General features: G+C 70.3%; 15 protein-coding genes. 2 read left to right on the plus strand and 13 right to left on the minus strand.

Annotated features, from left to right (window positions below; all coding sequences use genetic code 11):
- Window positions 1–158: 158 nt before the first annotated feature.
- From ABZ642_RS29555 to ABZ642_RS29580, 6 genes are all read right to left on the minus strand, one after another.
- Entirely contained in the window at window positions 159–1823 is a 1665-nt protein-coding gene (locus tag ABZ642_RS29555) for a beta-N-acetylhexosaminidase (protein ID WP_360489484.1), read from the minus strand.
- A gap of 1 nt (window position 1824) precedes the next feature.
- Complete coding sequence (locus ABZ642_RS29560; RefSeq protein WP_360489485.1) at window positions 1825–2670, minus strand: carbohydrate ABC transporter permease; 846 nt, start codon at window positions 2668–2670, stop codon at window positions 1825–1827.
- A gap of 5 nt (window positions 2671–2675) precedes the next feature.
- Complete coding sequence (locus tag ABZ642_RS29565) at window positions 2676–3632, minus strand: sugar ABC transporter permease (protein ID WP_360489486.1); 957 nt, start codon at window positions 3630–3632, stop codon at window positions 2676–2678.
- Window positions 3629–4918, minus strand: coding sequence for an extracellular solute-binding protein (locus ABZ642_RS29570; protein WP_360489487.1), 1290 nt, complete (start codon window positions 4916–4918; stop codon window positions 3629–3631). The genes ABZ642_RS29565 and ABZ642_RS29570 overlap by 4 nt, the downstream gene beginning before the upstream one ends.
- A 247-nt stretch (window positions 4919–5165) precedes the next feature.
- Window positions 5166–5447: a DUF3039 domain-containing protein gene (locus tag ABZ642_RS29575; RefSeq protein WP_351701319.1), complete on the minus strand. Its 282-nt coding sequence runs from the start codon at window positions 5445–5447 to the stop codon at window positions 5166–5168.
- 52 nt (window positions 5448–5499) lie between these two features.
- Window positions 5500–6072 (minus strand): YqgE/AlgH family protein, encoded by a 573-nt coding sequence (locus ABZ642_RS29580; protein ID WP_351701322.1) that lies wholly within the window; start codon window positions 6070–6072, stop codon window positions 5500–5502.
- 252 nt (window positions 6073–6324) lie between these two features.
- Here ABZ642_RS29580 and murA point away from each other — a divergent pair, with 252 nt between their 5' ends.
- On the plus strand, window positions 6325–7665 hold the full coding sequence (gene murA, locus ABZ642_RS29585) for a UDP-N-acetylglucosamine 1-carboxyvinyltransferase (RefSeq protein WP_360489488.1): 1341 nt from the start codon (window positions 6325–6327) through the stop codon (window positions 7663–7665).
- Between the two features lie 103 nt (window positions 7666–7768).
- Here murA and ABZ642_RS29590 read toward each other — a convergent pair whose 3' ends face one another.
- From ABZ642_RS29590 to ABZ642_RS29615, 6 genes are all read right to left on the minus strand, one after another.
- Window positions 7769–8050, minus strand: a complete 282-nt coding sequence (locus ABZ642_RS29590; RefSeq protein WP_089106629.1) for an HU family DNA-binding protein — start codon at window positions 8048–8050, stop codon at window positions 7769–7771.
- A 347-nt stretch (window positions 8051–8397) separates the two neighbouring features.
- The gene (locus ABZ642_RS29595) at window positions 8398–9801 is read right to left on the minus strand and encodes an NAD-dependent malic enzyme (protein ID WP_360489489.1); all 1404 of its coding nucleotides are present in this window, start codon (window positions 9799–9801) and stop codon (window positions 8398–8400) included.
- 325 nt (window positions 9802–10126) lie between these two features.
- On the minus strand, window positions 10127–12466 hold the full coding sequence (locus ABZ642_RS29600) for a UvrD-helicase domain-containing protein (protein WP_360489490.1): 2340 nt from the start codon (window positions 12464–12466) through the stop codon (window positions 10127–10129).
- 60 nt (window positions 12467–12526) lie between these two features.
- Complete coding sequence (locus tag ABZ642_RS29605) at window positions 12527–13288, minus strand: zf-HC2 domain-containing protein (RefSeq protein ID WP_360489491.1); 762 nt, start codon at window positions 13286–13288, stop codon at window positions 12527–12529.
- Window positions 13289–13347: 59 nt separating this feature from the next.
- The gene (locus tag ABZ642_RS29610; protein WP_010039908.1) at window positions 13348–13869 is read right to left on the minus strand and encodes a sigma-70 family RNA polymerase sigma factor; all 522 of its coding nucleotides are present in this window, start codon (window positions 13867–13869) and stop codon (window positions 13348–13350) included.
- A gap of 367 nt (window positions 13870–14236) precedes the next feature.
- Window positions 14237–14857 (minus strand): ABATE domain-containing protein, encoded by a 621-nt coding sequence (locus tag ABZ642_RS29615; RefSeq protein WP_360489492.1) that lies wholly within the window; start codon window positions 14855–14857, stop codon window positions 14237–14239.
- 277 nt (window positions 14858–15134) lie between these two features.
- Here ABZ642_RS29615 and ABZ642_RS29620 point away from each other — a divergent pair, with 277 nt between their 5' ends.
- Window positions 15135–15671: a peptidoglycan-binding domain-containing protein gene (locus ABZ642_RS29620; protein WP_360489493.1), complete on the plus strand. Its 537-nt coding sequence runs from the start codon at window positions 15135–15137 to the stop codon at window positions 15669–15671.
- Here the strand turns inward: ABZ642_RS29620 and ABZ642_RS29625 are convergent.
- Window positions 15622–16125 (minus strand): helix-turn-helix transcriptional regulator, encoded by a 504-nt coding sequence (locus ABZ642_RS29625; protein ID WP_360489494.1) that lies wholly within the window; start codon window positions 16123–16125, stop codon window positions 15622–15624. The genes ABZ642_RS29620 and ABZ642_RS29625 overlap by 50 nt on opposite strands.
- Window positions 16126–16418: the final 293 nt, after the last annotated feature.

The raw sequence follows: 16418 nt of genomic DNA on the forward strand, positions 1-16418 counted from the left end.
TCGCCAGTGCATACCGATTGACACTCTTCGGTGACCCTTGGGGTCTTTTTCCCCTCCGCGTTCGGGGCGAGGAGCGGGGCCGGAGGAGCCGCGAGGGGAAGCCGGAGAGGGCACCGGGAGGCTCCGGGAAGGGGCCTGGGAGGGTCCGGGAAAGGGAGCTAGCGCTTCGGGGGCGGGCCGTCGATCGGGCGGCCCGGCACCCCGGGGCGCCGCTGCCACGGCAGCGGGCCGGCCGGCGGGCGGTAGGCCACGCCCAGGGCGTCGAGACGCCGGTAGTGGGCGGCCATACGGCGCTCGAAGCCGGCGAAGTCCCGTTCCCCCGGGGCCGGGAGGGCGCTCCAGGCGACCTCGGCGAAGGCGGCGAGCCGGGGGAAGGCCTGGTAGTCCACGCGCGCGTGGTCCTCCATCACCTCGGTCCAGAGGTTGGCCTGGGTGCCCAGCACATGAGCCGCCTCGGACGTGTCCAGGCCCGGTGGAACGGGCTCGAACCGGTACACGTCCTCCAGGGTGCGGACGTATCCGATCGGCACGGGCTCGTCCGGGCCGGCGGCCTGCCGGTGGTCCAGGTACACATGCTGCTCGGGGCACATGACGACGTCGTGCCCGGCCCGCGCGGCCGCGATCCCGCCGCCGTAGCCGCGCCACGACGACACGGCCGCGCCCTCGGCGATCCCGCCCTCCAGGATCTCGTCCCAGCCGATCGGTCTGCGCCCGCGCGCGGAAAGCCACTTGGCGAAGTGACCGATGAACCACGACTGCAACGCGTCCTCGTCGGCGAGCCCGAGTTCCTTCATCCGCGCCTGGGCGGCCGGCGAGGCCCGCCACTGGTCCTTGGGGCATTCGTCGCCGCCGATGTGAATGAACGCCGAGAACTCGGCGGCATCGGCCGGGAACAGCTCCAGCACTTCCTCGAACACCCCCTCGTAGAAGCGCAGGGTGTTGTCGGTGGGGGCGAGTACGTTCGGAGAGATCCCCCAGGAGTCCCAGACCGAGAGGGCGGAGCCCCCTGCGTTGGATGCAGTGATGACGTCGGTGTTGCCGAGTTCCGGATACGCGGCGATGGCGGCCTGCGAGTGGCCGGGCACGTCGATTTCGGGGACGACCGTGATATGCCGCTCGGCCGCGTAGGCGACGATCTCCCGGATGTCGTCCGGGGTGTAGTGGCCGCCGTGCGGCTTCTCCTCCCACAGCGGTGAGGCGCGGTGGCCGAATTTCGTGCGGGCCCGCCAGGAGCCGACCTCGGTGAGCCGGGGGTGGCGCTCGATCTGGATGCGCCAGCCCTGGTCGTCCGTCAGATGGAAGTGGAAGACGTTGAGTTTGTGCGCGGCCATGAGATCCAGGTAGCGCAGGACGCCTTCCTTGGGCATGAAGTGCCGGGCGACGTCGAGCATGAGGCCGCGCCAGCGGAATCGGGGGGCGTCCTCGACGATCTGGTGCGGGATTCCGTACCGGATCCCGGGGCGCACGGGCGCACGGCGGAAGGCGTCCGGCCCCAGCAGCTGGCGCAGCGTCTGGGCGCCCCAGAAGACTCCGGCCGGACCGCCGCCGCGGATCTCGACCCCCCGGTTGACGATCACGCTCAGCCGGTACGCCTCGGGCTCCAGCGAGTCGTCCAGGTACAGCCGTACGCAGTCACGGGCGTCCTCGGTGCCGGGCCGCAGCGGCAGCCCGAGGGCCGCACCGAGAGTCGAGCGCAGCCAGCGTTCGGTCCCCTCGGTGCCCGGGGCGGCCCACAGGGTGGTGTCCGCGTCCAGCAGGACACCGCACCGCATCGGCCCCTCGATCGCGCGCGGCGCCGGAATCAGATCCACTTCGGAAGTCATGTCAGTCCTTGACCGCTCCGCCCAGTCCGGAGACCAGCCGTCGCTGTACGAGTACGAAGAACACCAGCACCGGAATCGTCATCACCGTGGAGGCCGCCATGACCCCGCCCCAGTCCGGGTCGTCGGGCTTGAAGAACACCAGCAGCGCCATCGGCAGCGTGGACTGCGAAGTGTCGCTGATGATGAAGGACTTGGCGAAGAGGAAGTCGTTCCAGGCGGAGATGAAGGAAAACACGCTCGTGGCCACCAGACCCGGCAGCACGAGCGGGAAAAGGATCTGCCAGAGAAAGCGCGACCGGCTCGCCCCGTCGATGTGGGCGGCCTCCTCCAGCGCCTGAGGCACCCCTTTCACGAACCCCCGCAGCATCCAGATCGCGAAGGGCAGCGAGAAGGCGATGTGGGGCAGGATCAGCGAGCCCAGCGTGTTCAGCAGACCGAAGTCCCGCATCTGGAAGAACAAGGGGATGGTGAGGGCCTCCACGGGGACCATCTGGGCCACCAGAAACATGATCAACAGGGTGGTCCGGAAGCGGAACCGGAATCGTGTCACGGCGGTCGCGGCGAGAAAGGCGATCAGCGCCGAGACGATGACCACACTGCCCGCGACGACAAGGCTGTTGACGAAGTAGCGGCCGAATTCCTGCTGTCCGAAGACCCGCCGGAAGGAGTCCGCGGAGGGCGCGAGAGTCCATGGCCGGGGCCGGTCGGACTCGATCTCACCGGCCGGCTTGAAGGCGCCCAGCACCATCCAGTACAGCGGAAAGGCGACCACGACGGCGATCGCCAGCGCCGCCGCCTCGGCGGCCAGCCGCCCCGGCCGACGTACGAACCCGCGCACAGGATTCACGAAGGTCACAGCTCCTCCCCCTGCCGGCGCAGCAGCCGCAGATAGCCGAGGGTCACCCCGAGCAGGACCAGCAGCGTCACCACGCCGATGGCGGCGCCGAGCCCGTACTGCGAGGAGGCGAAGGCCTGCTGATAGGCGTACACGTTGAGCACCAGGTTCTGGCCCGCGATCCCGCCCCCGCCGGTCATCACATAGATCTGCGTGAAGATCTTGAAGTCCCAGATCACCGACTGGATGGTGACGACCATGAGGATCGGCCGGAGCATCGGCGCCAGCACGGACCGCCAGATCCGCCACTGCGAGGCGCCGTCCAGCGCGGCGGCCTCCAGCACCTCGGACGGTACGGCGCGGATCCCGGCGTACACGGTGACCATGACGAACGGGAAGGAGCACCAGACCACTTCGAGCAGCACGAGGAGGAAGGCGCTGTACCGCCCGTACGTCCAGGAGTGGTCACCGAGCCCGAGGACGCGGTTGACGGGCCCGAAGTCCGGGTCGAAGAGGAACAGCCAGACGGTCGACCCGGTGACCGCGGGGGTCGCCCAGGCCCCGAGCCCGGCCAGCATCAACGCCATCCGCGGCACCGCACGCACCCGCGTGAGCAACACCGCCAGCGCACACCCGACGGCGAGCGTCGACACGACACAGGCGGCGGCGAAGCCGACGGTGGCCAGCAGGACCGACCAGAACTGGTCGTCGGCGAAGACGTCCGAGTAGTTGCCCAGTCCCACGAAGGCGGTCGGTTCACCGCCACTGACCTGCGCCTGGGTGTACCGGAAGACGGAGATCAGCCCGAGCTGGTAGACGGGGTAGAGCAGCAACCCCCCGAGAACCACGAGAGCGGGCGCGAGATAGAGCCAAGGCACACCCCAACTTGCCAAGGAGCGCGGGGAACTGCGCGACCGGCCACGGCGCGCCCGCACCTGCCCACGCTCCGCACCCACCACCGCATTCGGCGTCATCCGGCGGAGCCGAACGCCGCGTCCATCTTCTCCGCCGCCTCCCCCGAAGCCGCCCCCACACTCTTCTTGCCGCTGATGACCTCCTGGAACATCGTCGGCAGCACCAGCGACGAGTCGATCTGCGACCACCCGGCGGAAGCCGGCACGAACTTCGTCCCCGCGGCCAGCGTCCGCACGAACGGCTTCACGAACGGCTCCTTCGCCGCCGCCCGGTCCCGCACGTCCTTGAACGTGGGCAGGAACCCCATCGCATCGAAGAGCGCGGCCTGTGTCTTCTTCGAGGCCAACGCCTCCATCAGTTCGACGGCCGTCGTGCGATGGGTCGTGCTCTTCAGCACCCCGATGTTGTTGCCGCCCGCGAAGGCCGGCGCGACGGATCCGGCCGTGGCCCCCGGCAGCGGCACCACCGCGTACTTGCCCTTGACCGCGCCCGCCTCCACGGCCGCATGGCTGAAGTCGCCCCCGATCGCCATGGCCGCCTTGCCGGCCGCGAACGCGGTGACCGTGTCGTTGCCGCCGAAGCCGGCGCACTTGGCGGCCGGGCAGTTGTCGTCGCCGAAGAGTGACGTGTAGGCCTTGATGCCCTTCTGGGCGGCCGCACTGTCGATCGCCGAGGTGTACGAGCCGCCCTTGGCGGTGGCGAGGTCGCCGCCGGCGGCCCAGATGAAGGGCATCGCGCCGTAGGTGTAGGCACCGCCGACGACCAGGCCGTACAGGTCGGGCTTCGCCTTGCGGACGGCGCGGGCCGTGGCGGCCAGCCCGGCCAGGGTCGTCGGGGGCTTGAGGCCGAGTTCCCTGAAGACGTCCGTGCGGTAGTAGAGGGCGCGGACGCCGACGTAGAAGGGGGCGCCGTAGACCTTGCCGGCGACGGTGACCGACTGGCGGGCGGTCGGATCGGTGTCCTTGGCCTCCGGCCACGCGTCGAAGTCCTTGGTGACGTCGAGCAGTCCGCCGTCCCGTACGTAACCGGCGGTGTCGGTGTTGCCGTACTCCATGACGTCCGGAGCCGACTTGGGGTCGTTGAACGCGGCCTTGACGCGCTGCGCGCGCGTGTCGACCGGGATGTACTCCACGTCGACCTCGGTGCCGGAGTGCGCCTTCTCGAAGTCGGCGACGACCGAGTCGACGACCTTCTGCTTGGGGTCGTTGCCGACCTCCTGGAAGAGCCACACCCGCAGGGTGCCGCTCTTGTCGTCCTTGTCGGATGCGGAGTTGGAGGAGGTCTGCGGGGCGCAGGCCGCCAGGAACAGGGCGGCGACGAGGAATGCGGGGACGGGGAGCTTCATGGAGTGACCCTCCGGGGCGCGCTGAAGCGTAAGCGTTCAAGGCACTGCACACACCGCGTTCGTTGCAACATATGCAACGGCGGTTTCGCTCTGCACAACACCACGGAGGGTAGGGACAACATGAACATGCCGACAAGAGGTCTCGACCACTCTGTGACCGGCGGACGCACCCTGTGCAACGCGCGGGTACGACAAAGGCCCCGGAGCACGCCAAAGCGCGCCCGGGGCCTCGGAAGATCCGGGGGTGTTACTTGTCCTTGCCGCCCTCGCCGTCGCCGCCGCTGCCCATGGAGTCGTAGATCTCCTTGCACATGGGGCACACGGGGTACTTCTTCGGGTCGCGGCCCGGTACCCACACCTTGCCGCACAGCGCCACGACGGGGGTGCCGTCGAGGGCGCTCGCCATGATCTTGTCCTTCTGGACGTAGTGGGCGAAGCGCTCGTGGTCGCCGTCGCCGTGGGACACCTGTGGCGTCGGCTCTACGAGGGTCCCCGTACCAGTCCCGCGCTCGGGCTCAAGAGTGCTCATAAGGCCCAAGGGTACTGAAGCGCCCGGGCAACGGTTGAGACAAGGCCCACTGTCAGTTGAGCGAGGCGTCGTCCGGGTAGGTCGCCACCATCGCCAGCTCGTTGCGCTGGCGGCGGAGCACCTCGCGCCAGAGTCTCTCGGGGGACGGCGAGGAGACGTCGCCGGGCTCCGACTCGACGACGTACCAGGCACCCTCGACCAGTTCGTCCTCCAGTTGGCCGGGGCCCCAGCCGGCGTAACCGGCGAAGATCCGCAGGGAGCCGAGGGCCGAGGCGAGCAGCTCCGGCGGGGCCTCCAGGTCGACCAGGCCGATCGCGCCGTGCACCCGGCGCCAGCCGAGCGGGGCCCGGTCGCCGTTGCCGCCGCCCGGGATGACCGCGACGCCGAGCGCGGAGTCCAACGACACCGGGCCGCCCTGGAAGACGACCCCGGGCTCGCCGGCGAGAGCGGCCCAGCCCTCCAGGATGTCCCGGACGTCCACCGGGGTGGGACGGTTGAGGACGACACCGAGGGAGCCCTCCTCGTCGTGGTCGAGAAGGAGCACCACCGCGCGGTCGAAGTTCGGATCCGCCAGGGCGGGCGTGGCCACGAGCAGCCGCCCTGTGAGCGAGGACACCTCGGTCATGCCTGACATGATCCCGCATCTTCGCCTCGTGTGGGGAGCCAACAGGGGTGTGGGAGTGAATGCAGCTCAGGGGGGAAGGAAGCATCCCCCGGCGCACGACGACGGACGGTGACCCCATGTGCCCGACGGGGAACCGTTCGTGTTGTGACACAGCTATGACGTAGCTGGGCGGTCCTTGGGCTTACGGCGGGGGGCCGATGGGCGATTACTCTGTCTCTCCGGCCCTGCCCCACTCCACGGAACGCGAGATCCATGACCGTCAACGACGATGTCCTGCTTGTCCACGGCGGCACCCCGCTGGAGGGCGAGATCCGGGTCCGCGGTGCGAAGAACCTCGTACCGAAGGCCATGGTCGCCGCCCTGCTGGGCAGTGCGCCGAGTCGGCTGCGCAACGTTCCGGACATCCGTGACGTGCGTGTCGTACGCGGCCTGCTCCAGTTGCACGGGGTGACGGTCCGTCCGGGTGAGGAGCCCGGCGAGCTGGTGCTGGATCCGACGTACGTGGAGAGCGCGAACGTCGCTGACATCGATGCCCACGCGGGTTCGAGCCGTATCCCGATCCTGTTCTGCGGCCCGCTGCTGCACCGGCTCGGGCACGCCTTCATCCCCGGTCTGGGCGGCTGCGACATCGGCGGCCGGCCCATCGACTTCCACTTCGACGTGCTGCGGCAGTTCGGCGCGACCATCGAGAAGCGGGCCGACGGGCAGTACCTGGAGGCGCCGACCCGCCTGCGCGGTACGAAGATCCGGCTGCCGTACCCGTCCGTCGGCGCGACCGAGCAGGTGCTGCTGACGGCCGTACTCGCCGAGGGCGTCACGGAGTTGTCCAACGCGGCCGTCGAGCCGGAGATCGAGGACCTCATCTGCGTGCTGCAGAAGATGGGCGCGATCATCGCGATGGACACCGACCGGACCATCCGCATCACCGGTGTGGACGAACTCGGCGGCTACAACCACGGCGCCCTCCCGGACCGCCTGGAGGCCGCGTCCTGGGCGTCGGCGGCGCTGGCGACCGAGGGCAACATCTACGTCAAGGGCGCCCAGCAGCGCTCGATGATGACGTTCCTGAACACCTACCGCAAGGTGGGCGGTGCCTTCGAGATCGACGACGAGGGCATCCGCTTCTGGCACCCGGGCGGCCAGCTGAAGTCGATCGCCCTGGAGACGGACGTGCACCCCGGCTTCCAGACCGACTGGCAGCAGCCGCTGGTGGTCGCCCTGACCCAGGCGACGGGCCTGTCGATCGTGCACGAGACGGTGTACGAGTCGCGGCTCGGCTTCACCTCGGCGCTGAACCAGATGGGTGCGCACATCCAGCTCTACCGCGAGTGCCTGGGCGGCTCGGCCTGCCGCTTCGGCCAGCGCAACTTCCTGCACTCCGCGGTCGTCTCCGGGCCGACCCGGCTCCAGGGCGCCGACCTGGTCATCCCCGACCTGCGCGGCGGCTTCTCGTACCTGATCGCGGCCCTCGCGGCCCAGGGCACGTCCCGGGTCCACGGCATCGAGCTCATCAACCGCGGCTACGAGAACTTCATGGAGAAGCTCGTGGAGCTCGGCGCGAAGGTGGAACTGCCGGGCAAGGCGCTCGGCTGACGCCCGCACAGCCGGTACGACGATGGGGCGGCCCCTGGTGGAGGGGCCGCCCCATCGTCGTGTTACACGCCGTACGCCGTCCCGTGGCCTACGGAAGGCAAGGTCACTTGCCCTTCGCGGATTCCTTCAGCTTCGAGCCCGCGGAGACCTTCACGCTGTAGCCGGCGGGGATGTTGATCGGCTCGCCGGTCTGCGGGTTGCGCGCGGTGCGAGCGGCACGGTGGGTGCGCTCGAAGGTCAGGAAGCCGGGGATGGTGACCTTCTCGTCGCCCTTGGAGACGATGTCGCCGACGACGTCGGCGAACGCGGCCAGCACGGCGTCGGCGTCCTTGCGAGTCACCTCGGCACGGTCGGCCAGCGCGGCCACCAGCTCACTGCGGTTCATGTTGTTACTCCCGTGTTCTTCTTGCCATGGAGGCGTGCCACGCGGCGGAGCCGCATGTTGGGCCGGGACGCATCCTGCCCCCACCTGCGGCGGGAACGCCAATCCGTTGCCGCCCATACCCTACGGGGGGGCCGAAGGGGGGGTTTCACGACGCGCCGATCGGATGGCGTGGCAAGTTTCACAGACGTTTACTGGGGGCTGCTGCCCCCAGACCCCTGCAATCATGCGGGCGCGTCGCGTTTCGGGTGCCGGCCCGGCGGGTTGGGGGTTGCCCGCGCCCACGCGGCGGTAGCCGCACCTCGACACAGCCCCGCGCCCCTTTCGGGGCGCTTCCGACGAGGGTGTTTTCAGGCGCCCTTCGCGGCTTCCCGCACCGCGCCCGCCACCGCTCCCGCGACCTTCTCGTTGAAGACGCTCGGAATGATGTAGTTCGGGTTCAGCTCGTCCTGGGTGACCACGTCGGCGAGGGCCTTCGCGGCCGCCAGCATCATGTCCGTGTTCACGGTCCGGGACTGCGCGTCCAGGAGGCCGCGGAAGACGCCCGGGAAGACCAGCACGTTGTTGATCTGGTTGGGGAAGTCGGAGCGGCCGGTGGCCACCACGGCGGCCGTCTGGCGGGCGATCGCCGGGTCCACCTCGGGGTCCGGGTTCGCGAGTGCGAACACGATCGCGTCGTCGGCCATGGCGGCCACGTCGTCGCCGTCGAGGACGTTCGGGGCCGAGACGCCGATGAAGACGTCCGCGCCCCGCACGGCCTCCTTGAGCGTGCCGGTGAGGTCCTCGGGGTTGGTGTTGTCGGCGATCCAGCGCAGCGGCGAGTCGGCCGGTGCCTCCACCAGGTCCTCGCGGGCGGAGTGCACGACACCGCGGATGTCGGCGACGACGGCGTTCTTCACGCCGGCCGCGATCAGCAGCTTGAGGATGGCCGTACCGGCCGCGCCGGCGCCGGACATGACGACCCGGATGTTCTCGATCGCCTTGCCGGTGCAGCGAAGTGCGTTGGTCAGGGCGGCGAGGACGACGATCGCGGTTCCGTGCTGGTCGTCGTGGAAGACGGGGATGTCGAGGGCCTCGCGCAGGCGGGCCTCGATCTCGAAGCAGCGCGGCGCGGAGATGTCCTCCAGGTTGATGCCGGCGAACCCGGGGGCGATCGCCTTGACGATCTCGACGATCGCGTCGGTGTCCTGGGTGTCCAGGCACAGCGGCCAGGCGTCGATGCCGGCGAACCGCTTGAAGAGGGCCGCCTTGCCCTCCATGACGGGCAGCGCGGCCTTCGGGCCGATGTTGCCGAGGCCCAGGACCGCCGAGCCGTCCGTCACGACCGCAACGGAGTTGCGCTTGATGGTGAGGCGGCGCGCGTCCTCGGGGTTCTCCGCGATCGCCATGCACACGCGGGCCACGCCCGGGGTGTAGATCATGGAGAGGTCGTCACGGTTGCGGATGGGGTGCTTGGACTGCATCTCGATCTTGCCGCCGAGGTGCATGAGGAACGTACGGTCCGAGACCTTGCCGAGGGTGACGCCCTCGATCTCGCGGAGCTGCCCGACGATCTGGTCGGCGTGGGCGGTCGAACTGGCCGCGATGGTGACGTCGATACGGAGCTTCTCGTGGCCGGACGCGGTGACGTCGAGGCCGGTGACCGAGCCTCCGGAGGACTCCACGGCGGTGGTGAGCTGCGAGACGGCGGTTCCGCTCGCGGGCACCTCCAGCCGGATGGTCATCGAGTAGGAGACGCTGGGCGCCGTTGCCATGGCCGACTTCCTTCGTTTCACCGTGTAGCGAGTTCTGCCGTCCGATCGTCGCACCTACCGCCGGGTAGGCGTTAGCGGGGCCTGGTTTCGTGCCTATTGTTCGCACGGAAAAGAGGCCCACATCACATCGTGATGCGGGCCTCTTCGACGTTCATGACACCGGCCCGCCATGCTCGCCTCGCGGCAAGTGGTCGCTCGTAGCGACGAAGGTTGGGCCCGGGGGCTTGGATCGAGCCGGTGTCACGACAAGGCTAACAAACAGATCCCGTACGACCATTCCCGTCCGCGGACTTCACAGGAAACCTCCAGCCGAACGGCCCCGTACTCACTCCCTGAGCAGGTCCGGCACCCCGGCCGCGTCCGGTTCGTCCCGCTCCCCGGAGACCACCGTGAGCTGCTGGGTCGCCCGGGTGAGGGCCACGTAGAGCACGCGCAGCCCGGCCGGGGACTCGTCGGCGATCTCGGCGGGCGACACGACGACCGTCGCGTCGTACTCCAGGCCCTTGGCCTCCAGGCTGCCCAGGGCCACCACCCGGTCGCCGAGCCCGGCGAGCCAGCGGGCGGCCTCGGCGCGCCGGTCCATGGCCACCACCACGCCGACCGTGCCGTCGACCCGGTCGAGAAGCTGCTCGGCCGCCGCCCGGACGGTCTTCTCCAGCGAGTCGCGGGCGACCGCGCCGTGTCCGTTGTCCGCCACCACGAAACGCGGCTCGACCCCGGTGGAGCGGACCGCCGAGGGCGACTTGGAGCCGGGCATGGCGAGGGCCAGCACCCTGGCCGCGAGCTCGGCGATCTCCGCCGGGTTGCGGTAGTTCACGGTGAGCTCGAAGCGGCGGCGCGGACGGCTGCCGAGGGCCTCGTCCCGCGCCTCGGCCGCCTCGTCCGGGTCGGACCAGGAGGACTGGGCGGGGTCGCCGACCACCGTCCAGGTGGCGTGCCGGCCGCGGCGGCCGACCATCCGCCACTGCATGGGGGTGAGGTCCTGCGCCTCGTCGACGATGACGTGGGCGTACTCGACGCGCTCCTGGGCGAGCCGCTCGGCACGCTCGCGCTGGGACTCCTCGCGCGTCGGCATCAGCTCCTCCAGGCCGGTGAGCTGGTCCAGCGGGTCCAGCTCGCGCTTCTTGCGGGGGCGGACCGGCGCGCCGAGGATGGCCTCGAGTTCGTCGAGCATGGCGACGTCGTGCACGGAGTGGCCGTCCCGGCGCAGGGAGCGGGCGACCCTGCGGACCTCGCCGGGGTTGAGGATGCGGCGGGCCCAGCGGCCGAGGCGGCGCTCGTCGGCCATCGCGGTGAGGACCGCCCGCGGGGTCAGCTCGGGCCACCAGGCGTCGAGGAACCCGATGAAGGAGTCCTCCGTGACGATGTCCTCGTCGAAGGAGGAGCGCAGTTCGGCGGCCAGCTCCGGGTCGCTGTGCCGGCCGGCCGCGCCGGAGCGGGCCCACAGGGCGTCCAGCAGGAGCCTGCGGGCGCGGGGCCGCAGCAGGTTGACGGGGGCCGTGCCACCGAGCGCGTTGTGTCTGATGCGGTCGAGTTCCTCGGCCTCCAGCTCCAGGCGGCGGCCGAAGGCGACGACTCTGAGCCGGCTCGGGGAATCGTTCGCCTCCAGGGCCCCGCGGGCGGCCTTCCGCAGCACCCGGAGCATCCGGGAGGAGCCCTTGGCGCGGGCGTTGGCCGGCGTGTCGTACAGGGTGGCCTCGGCGCCGTCGACGAGTGAGCCGATGGCGCGGATGGCGACCTGGCCCTCCTCGCCGAGGGACGGGAGCACGCCCTCGGTGTACGCGACCAGCAGCGGAGTCGGGGAGACGATCAGGATGCCGCCCGCGTACCGGCGCCGGTCCTGGTAGAGCAGGTAGGCGGCGCGGTGCAGCGCCACGGCCGTCTTGCCGGTCCCGGGGCCGCCCTCGACGTAGGTGACGGAGGCGGCGGGGGCGCGGATGACCAGGTCCTGCTCGGCCTGGATGGAGGCGACGATGTCCCGCATGGAGTGGGTACGGGCCTGGCCGAGGGCGGCCATCAGGGCGCCGTCGCCGATGACGGGCAGGGTGTCGCCGTCGAGGAAGGCGGTCAGCTCCGGGCGCATCAGGTCGTCCTCGACCCCGAGGACCCGGCGGCCCTTGGAGCGGATCACCCGACGTCGTACGACACGCCCGGGATCCACCGGAGTGGACCTGTAGAACGGCGCGGCGGCCGGCGCCCGCCAGTCGATGACCAGCGGGGAGTAGTCCTGGTCGAGGACACCGATCCGGCCGATGTGCAGGGTCTCGGCGATGTCGGCGGTGTGGTCCGCGCGGACCGCGCCCTCGGCGGGCTCCACGGCGGTGTAGGCGCCGTCCGGGCCCTTCTTGCCGTCCTTGCCGAGGAGCAGGTCGATCCGGCCGAAGAGGAAGTCCTCGAACTCGTTGTTGAGCCGGTTGAGGTGGACGCCCGCGCGGAACACCTGCGCGTCCCGCTCGGCGAGCGCGCCGGGCGTACCCACCTGGCCGCGCTTGGCCGCGTCGTTCATGAGGAATTCGGCCTCGTGGATCTTCTCCTCGAGGCGCTGGTACACCCGGTCGAGGTGTTCCTGTTCGACGCTGATCTCACGGTCCCGAACGGAGTCCTGAACGGAGTCCTGTTCCGAGCCGTGAGGGCCGACCGCGGATTGTTGAGCCTGAGCGGCCACCGGGCCCCCTTCTGACGTGCTGGGCAGCCGTCAACCGTACGCGAAGGGGGCCCGCTGAAGCTACGCGCTGACCGAGACCAGCTTCTTGCCGTCGAACGTCATGACTTCGAAGTGGTCGATCTGATTGGGGGCGAAGGCCGCGCCGCCGTGTACGTAGAGGGGCTCCTTGGCCTTCTCCGACTTGGCGTCCGTGATGCCGTATCCCCAGGTCGGAACGGACCAGGAGGTCACCGTCTCGCGCTCGCCGTTCTTGCCGACGGCGATCAGCGAGCACTTCTTCGGGCCGGCGACGTTCTTGAGCTGGAGGACCGCATGGGTGCCCCAGTCCTTCTTCTCGACGGCGACGGTCGCGGTGACGTGGGTCGCCGGGTCCGTGGCCGTCTTCTTGTCGGACATCGTCTGGAAGGCCGTCTGGGCCGGCCCCATGGCCATGTCCGTGCCGCCGCCGCTGTCCGAGCCGCTCAGCGCCACGCCGGCCGCGGTGCCGCCGGCGATCAGCACGATCGAGGCCGCCAGACCGAAGAGGCTGCGCCGGGTGCGGACCTTCCGCTTGTCGGCGACCTCCACGACCAGCTTCTCGACCATCCGAGGGCTGGGCCTGGCGGACAGCGACTCGCCGATGGACGGCGTACTTCCGGAACCCGGCAGATCGGCCAGGGCCGCCAGCATGGGCTCCATTCCGGCCAGCTCGTCGAGCTGCTGGGCGCACCACTCGCACCCGGCCAGATGGGCCTCGAAAGCGGTTGCCTCGGCGTCATCGAGAATCCCCAGCGCATACGCGCCGACCGTCTCGTGCTCATTGGGAACCGGAGATTCCTGCATAGCACCAGACATACCCGAACCACCTGTGCCGAACCCGCCGTGTCCCCCGTACACACTCATCACGCCGTCACCCCCCGCTCCTCCAGTGCCAGCTTCATGGACCGCAGGGCATAGAACACCCGTGAGCGCACGGTGCCGCTGGGTATACCCAGCGTTTCGGCCGCCTCGTTGACGGTACGCCCCTTGAAATACGTCTCGACGAGCACCTCCCGGTGGGCCGGGGTCAGGTCGTCGAGCGCGTCGGACAGCGTCATCAGCCACAGCGCCTTGTCGATCTCGTCCTCCGCGGGGATGACCTCCAGCGGTGACGGATCGACCTCCTGCGGCCGGGCCTGCCGGCTGCGGTGACCGTCGATGACGATGCGGCGAGCGACCGTCACCAGCCAGGGGCGTACCGATCCGGTCGCTCGATTGAGCTGGCCGGCGTTCTTCCAGGCACGGATGAGTGTCTCTTGCACGACGTCCTCGGCGCGTTGCCGATCACCGGCGACCAGCCGAAGGACATACGCAAGGAGAGGTCCGGCGTGCTCTCGGTAGAGGGCACGCATCAGCTCCTCATCAGGCTCCGAGGGCTGGGACATGCGATGTCGGGCCCTCGATCCACGTTCATTGGCCACGGCCGCATCCTTGCGCACGCCCACCTCCGGTGTCCGGGGGTTCCCCCAGTCGGTCGCTCCCCCACCGGTACGGAAGTGGCTCGCGGTGTGTTCAACAAGACCTCACATTTTTCCGCGAGGTGACATGACGAGCGGGACATGACCCCACATTCCCACCGCGTGATCTTTACATTTCCGACACATCGTCGAACGGCCGAGCGGTGCCCGGGGGTTGCCACGGACAAACCGAATGTTGTCGAAATCACTTTCGGGGAGCTTCGATGAAGATCCGGCAGACACCGCAAAAGGGACGGAGGTTGAGGAGACCCGGCGGGCGAGGACCGCTCGGCGGTCATGCTCGGGCGAGGGCTGCGCGGCGGCGGTGGCGGGCTACTCGTTCGCGGTTGCCGCAGATTTCGCTGGAGCACCAGCGGCGTCTGCGTCCGCGGGAGGTGTCCAGGTAGACGATGGGGCAGTTGTCGCCCTCGCACTCCCGGACGGCCGCCCGTGCGACGGGGTCGGTGAGCAGTTCCACGGCGTCCCGGGCGACGGCCGCGAGCAGCGCGGCGCACTCGGGCGGGCCCGCCAACTCCCGCACCAGGAACCCGTCCGCGCCGGGTACGGCACGCGGGGCCGGCGGTGCGGCGGCGCGGGCGAGGTCGTTGACGCCGGCGAGCGCGAAGTCGTACGACCGGGGGCGGGTGTTGCTGCGGACCCCGTTCCGGCCCGCGTTCCGTTCGCGCACCAACTGAGCCACGTGTCCCCTCAGTTCACGGAACGCGACCAGCCAGCCGGTGTCGGCGTGGGCCAGCGGGGTGCCCGGCGGGACGAGCCCGGAGCCGGTGATCCAGGCGCGCAACGGCTCGAGCGCGTCGAGCCGTTCGCCGGGATGCGTGGTCGCCAGCAGATCCAGGCAGATCCGCCCGGCGTCGAAGCGCAGCTCGTACGGGGCCGTCGCCGTACCCAGTGCCATGTGCCCGCCACCGCCTAGGACAGGGAACCGTGTCCTCTCACAGTGCCCGGCCCGGCGGGCGGCCGGAACCCCTCGTACCCGGGTTCCGCGAGGTTCCCGTCCGACCCGCACCCGGCGGGGACGCCGGTGCGTGCGGCGCGGGCCGTCCCCGTTGGGTCCGGATACCCCGGCAGGCCTCGCCGCGGCCACCCGCGGCCGTGACCCTTTGTCCTGCGAACGCACAGCGAGCCGCCCCGGGGGGACCCACGGGGGACGGCGGTTCAGAAAGGACACGTTCATGAGCATGCGCACCCGGGTCGTCGCGGTGGCGACGGCCGTACTGCTGGGCGCCGGCGGCCTGGCCCTGGCACCGGCCGCGAGCGCCGCCGCGCCGTACCACGGCATCGACGGCGGCGGCGGCGTCACCGACGACTGGCAGGACGAGGAGAACCTCGGCGTCGACGACTACGCCACGAGCAACGCGACGGCCCTGTGGGAGACCGTGCTGTGGGCGGACGGCGCCCAGTGGCAGGACGACGACGGCGACTGGCACCCCTTCACCAGGAACCAGATCGACGGCTCGTTCGGCCCCGAGACCGAGTCGGCCACCCAGTGGTGGCAGGAGCACTTCGGCCTCTCGGACAACGACGGCGTCGTCACCGACCAGACGTGGACGTTCGCCCAGCAGCGGCTCACCGGCCCGACCTCGTTCCAGACCGTCACCTACCACGGCACCGCACACAACGCCTCGCTCAAGCGGATCAGCGGCAAGTACCGGGTCCGGATCAAGGGCACCGGCTCCTACAAGATCGCGTACTACGACAAGCTCGGCTGAGCACCCCGCGGGGCAGCGCCCACAGCAGCCCCGCGGTCAGCAGCACGATGACACCGAACGCGGCGAGGGCGGCCGTCCGCCACCGCCGCGTTTCCGGTCCCGGTACAGGGAGCGGCTCCGGTACGGGAAGCGGCTCCGGTATCGGCCTGGGTATCGGCAGCGGTTCCTCCGGTGGCTCCGACGCGCCCTGCGGCCAGGCCTGTTCGGCCAGCTCCCACAGTGCCAGCAGCCGCGTCTGGTCCCCGCCGCCCAGCCGGCACAGCACCTGGGCCGCACTCCTCGGCGGCAGTCTGTCCCCGCTCAGATAGCGCTGCCACGACGACTTGCTGTACGCGGTGCGCCGGGCCAGACCGGCCAGACTGAGCCCGGTACGGCCCTTCAGGACGCGCAGTAGCTCGACCAGGTGCCGGGCCTCTCCCGGCAGTGTGGCCGGCAACGGCTGCCAGCGTGTCATGTCCCGTTCCCCCCGTGTGCCTTCGTCCGGCGTCAGCGTGCCGCCCGCCCGGCCGGATCCGGCAGAGCGCACGCCCGCGGACCGGGGCACACACGGTCGCGCGTACACGTCCGCGCGGGACGACCCGGCGCGGGCGGGGAGGAACGGACCCGAGTGGCGGCCCGGGAGCCGCCGGTTACGGCCGGTTGCTGGGAGACGGTCCCCAGAACGTCGTACGACGGTCAGCCGGACCGCCCATCCGCCGTGGCGAAGTCCGGCCCAGGCGAAGGTGGGGTGGTGGGGTGGTCCGGTGG

The sequence above is a fragment of the Streptomyces sp. NPDC007157 genome (assembly GCF_040634235.1).
Lineage (GTDB): Bacteria > Actinomycetota > Actinomycetes > Streptomycetales > Streptomycetaceae > Streptomyces.

Bases quoted from the DNA above. Each gene is read 5' to 3' on its own strand.
- ABZ642_RS29555 (WP_360489484.1), bottom strand. From the start codon at position 1,823: ATGACTTCCGAAGTGGATCTGATTCCGGCGCCGCGCGCGATCGAGGGG.
- ABZ642_RS29565 (WP_360489486.1), bottom strand. From the start codon at position 3,632: ATGACGCCGAATGCGGTGGTGGGTGCGGAGCGTGGGCAGGTGCGGGCG.
- ABZ642_RS29570 (WP_360489487.1), bottom strand. From the start codon at position 4,918: ATGAAGCTCCCCGTCCCCGCATTCCTCGTCGCCGCCCTGTTCCTGGCG.
- ABZ642_RS29575 (WP_351701319.1), bottom strand. From the start codon at position 5,447: ATGAGCACTCTTGAGCCCGAGCGCGGGACTGGTACGGGGACCCTCGTA.
- ABZ642_RS29580 (WP_351701322.1), bottom strand. From the start codon at position 6,072: ATGACCGAGGTGTCCTCGCTCACAGGGCGGCTGCTCGTGGCCACGCCC.
- murA (WP_360489488.1), top strand. From the start codon at position 6,325: ATGACCGTCAACGACGATGTCCTGCTTGTCCACGGCGGCACCCCGCTG.
- ABZ642_RS29590 (WP_089106629.1), bottom strand. From the start codon at position 8,050: ATGAACCGCAGTGAGCTGGTGGCCGCGCTGGCCGACCGTGCCGAGGTG.
- ABZ642_RS29595 (WP_360489489.1), bottom strand. From the start codon at position 9,801: ATGGCAACGGCGCCCAGCGTCTCCTACTCGATGACCATCCGGCTGGAG.
- ABZ642_RS29605 (WP_360489491.1), bottom strand. From the start codon at position 13,288: ATGCAGGAATCTCCGGTTCCCAATGAGCACGAGACGGTCGGCGCGTAT.
- ABZ642_RS29610 (WP_010039908.1), bottom strand. From the start codon at position 13,869: ATGTCCCAGCCCTCGGAGCCTGATGAGGAGCTGATGCGTGCCCTCTAC.
- ABZ642_RS29615 (WP_360489492.1), bottom strand. From the start codon at position 14,857: ATGGCACTGGGTACGGCGACGGCCCCGTACGAGCTGCGCTTCGACGCC.
- ABZ642_RS29620 (WP_360489493.1), top strand. From the start codon at position 15,135: ATGAGCATGCGCACCCGGGTCGTCGCGGTGGCGACGGCCGTACTGCTG.
- ABZ642_RS29625 (WP_360489494.1), bottom strand. From the start codon at position 16,125: ATGACACGCTGGCAGCCGTTGCCGGCCACACTGCCGGGAGAGGCCCGG.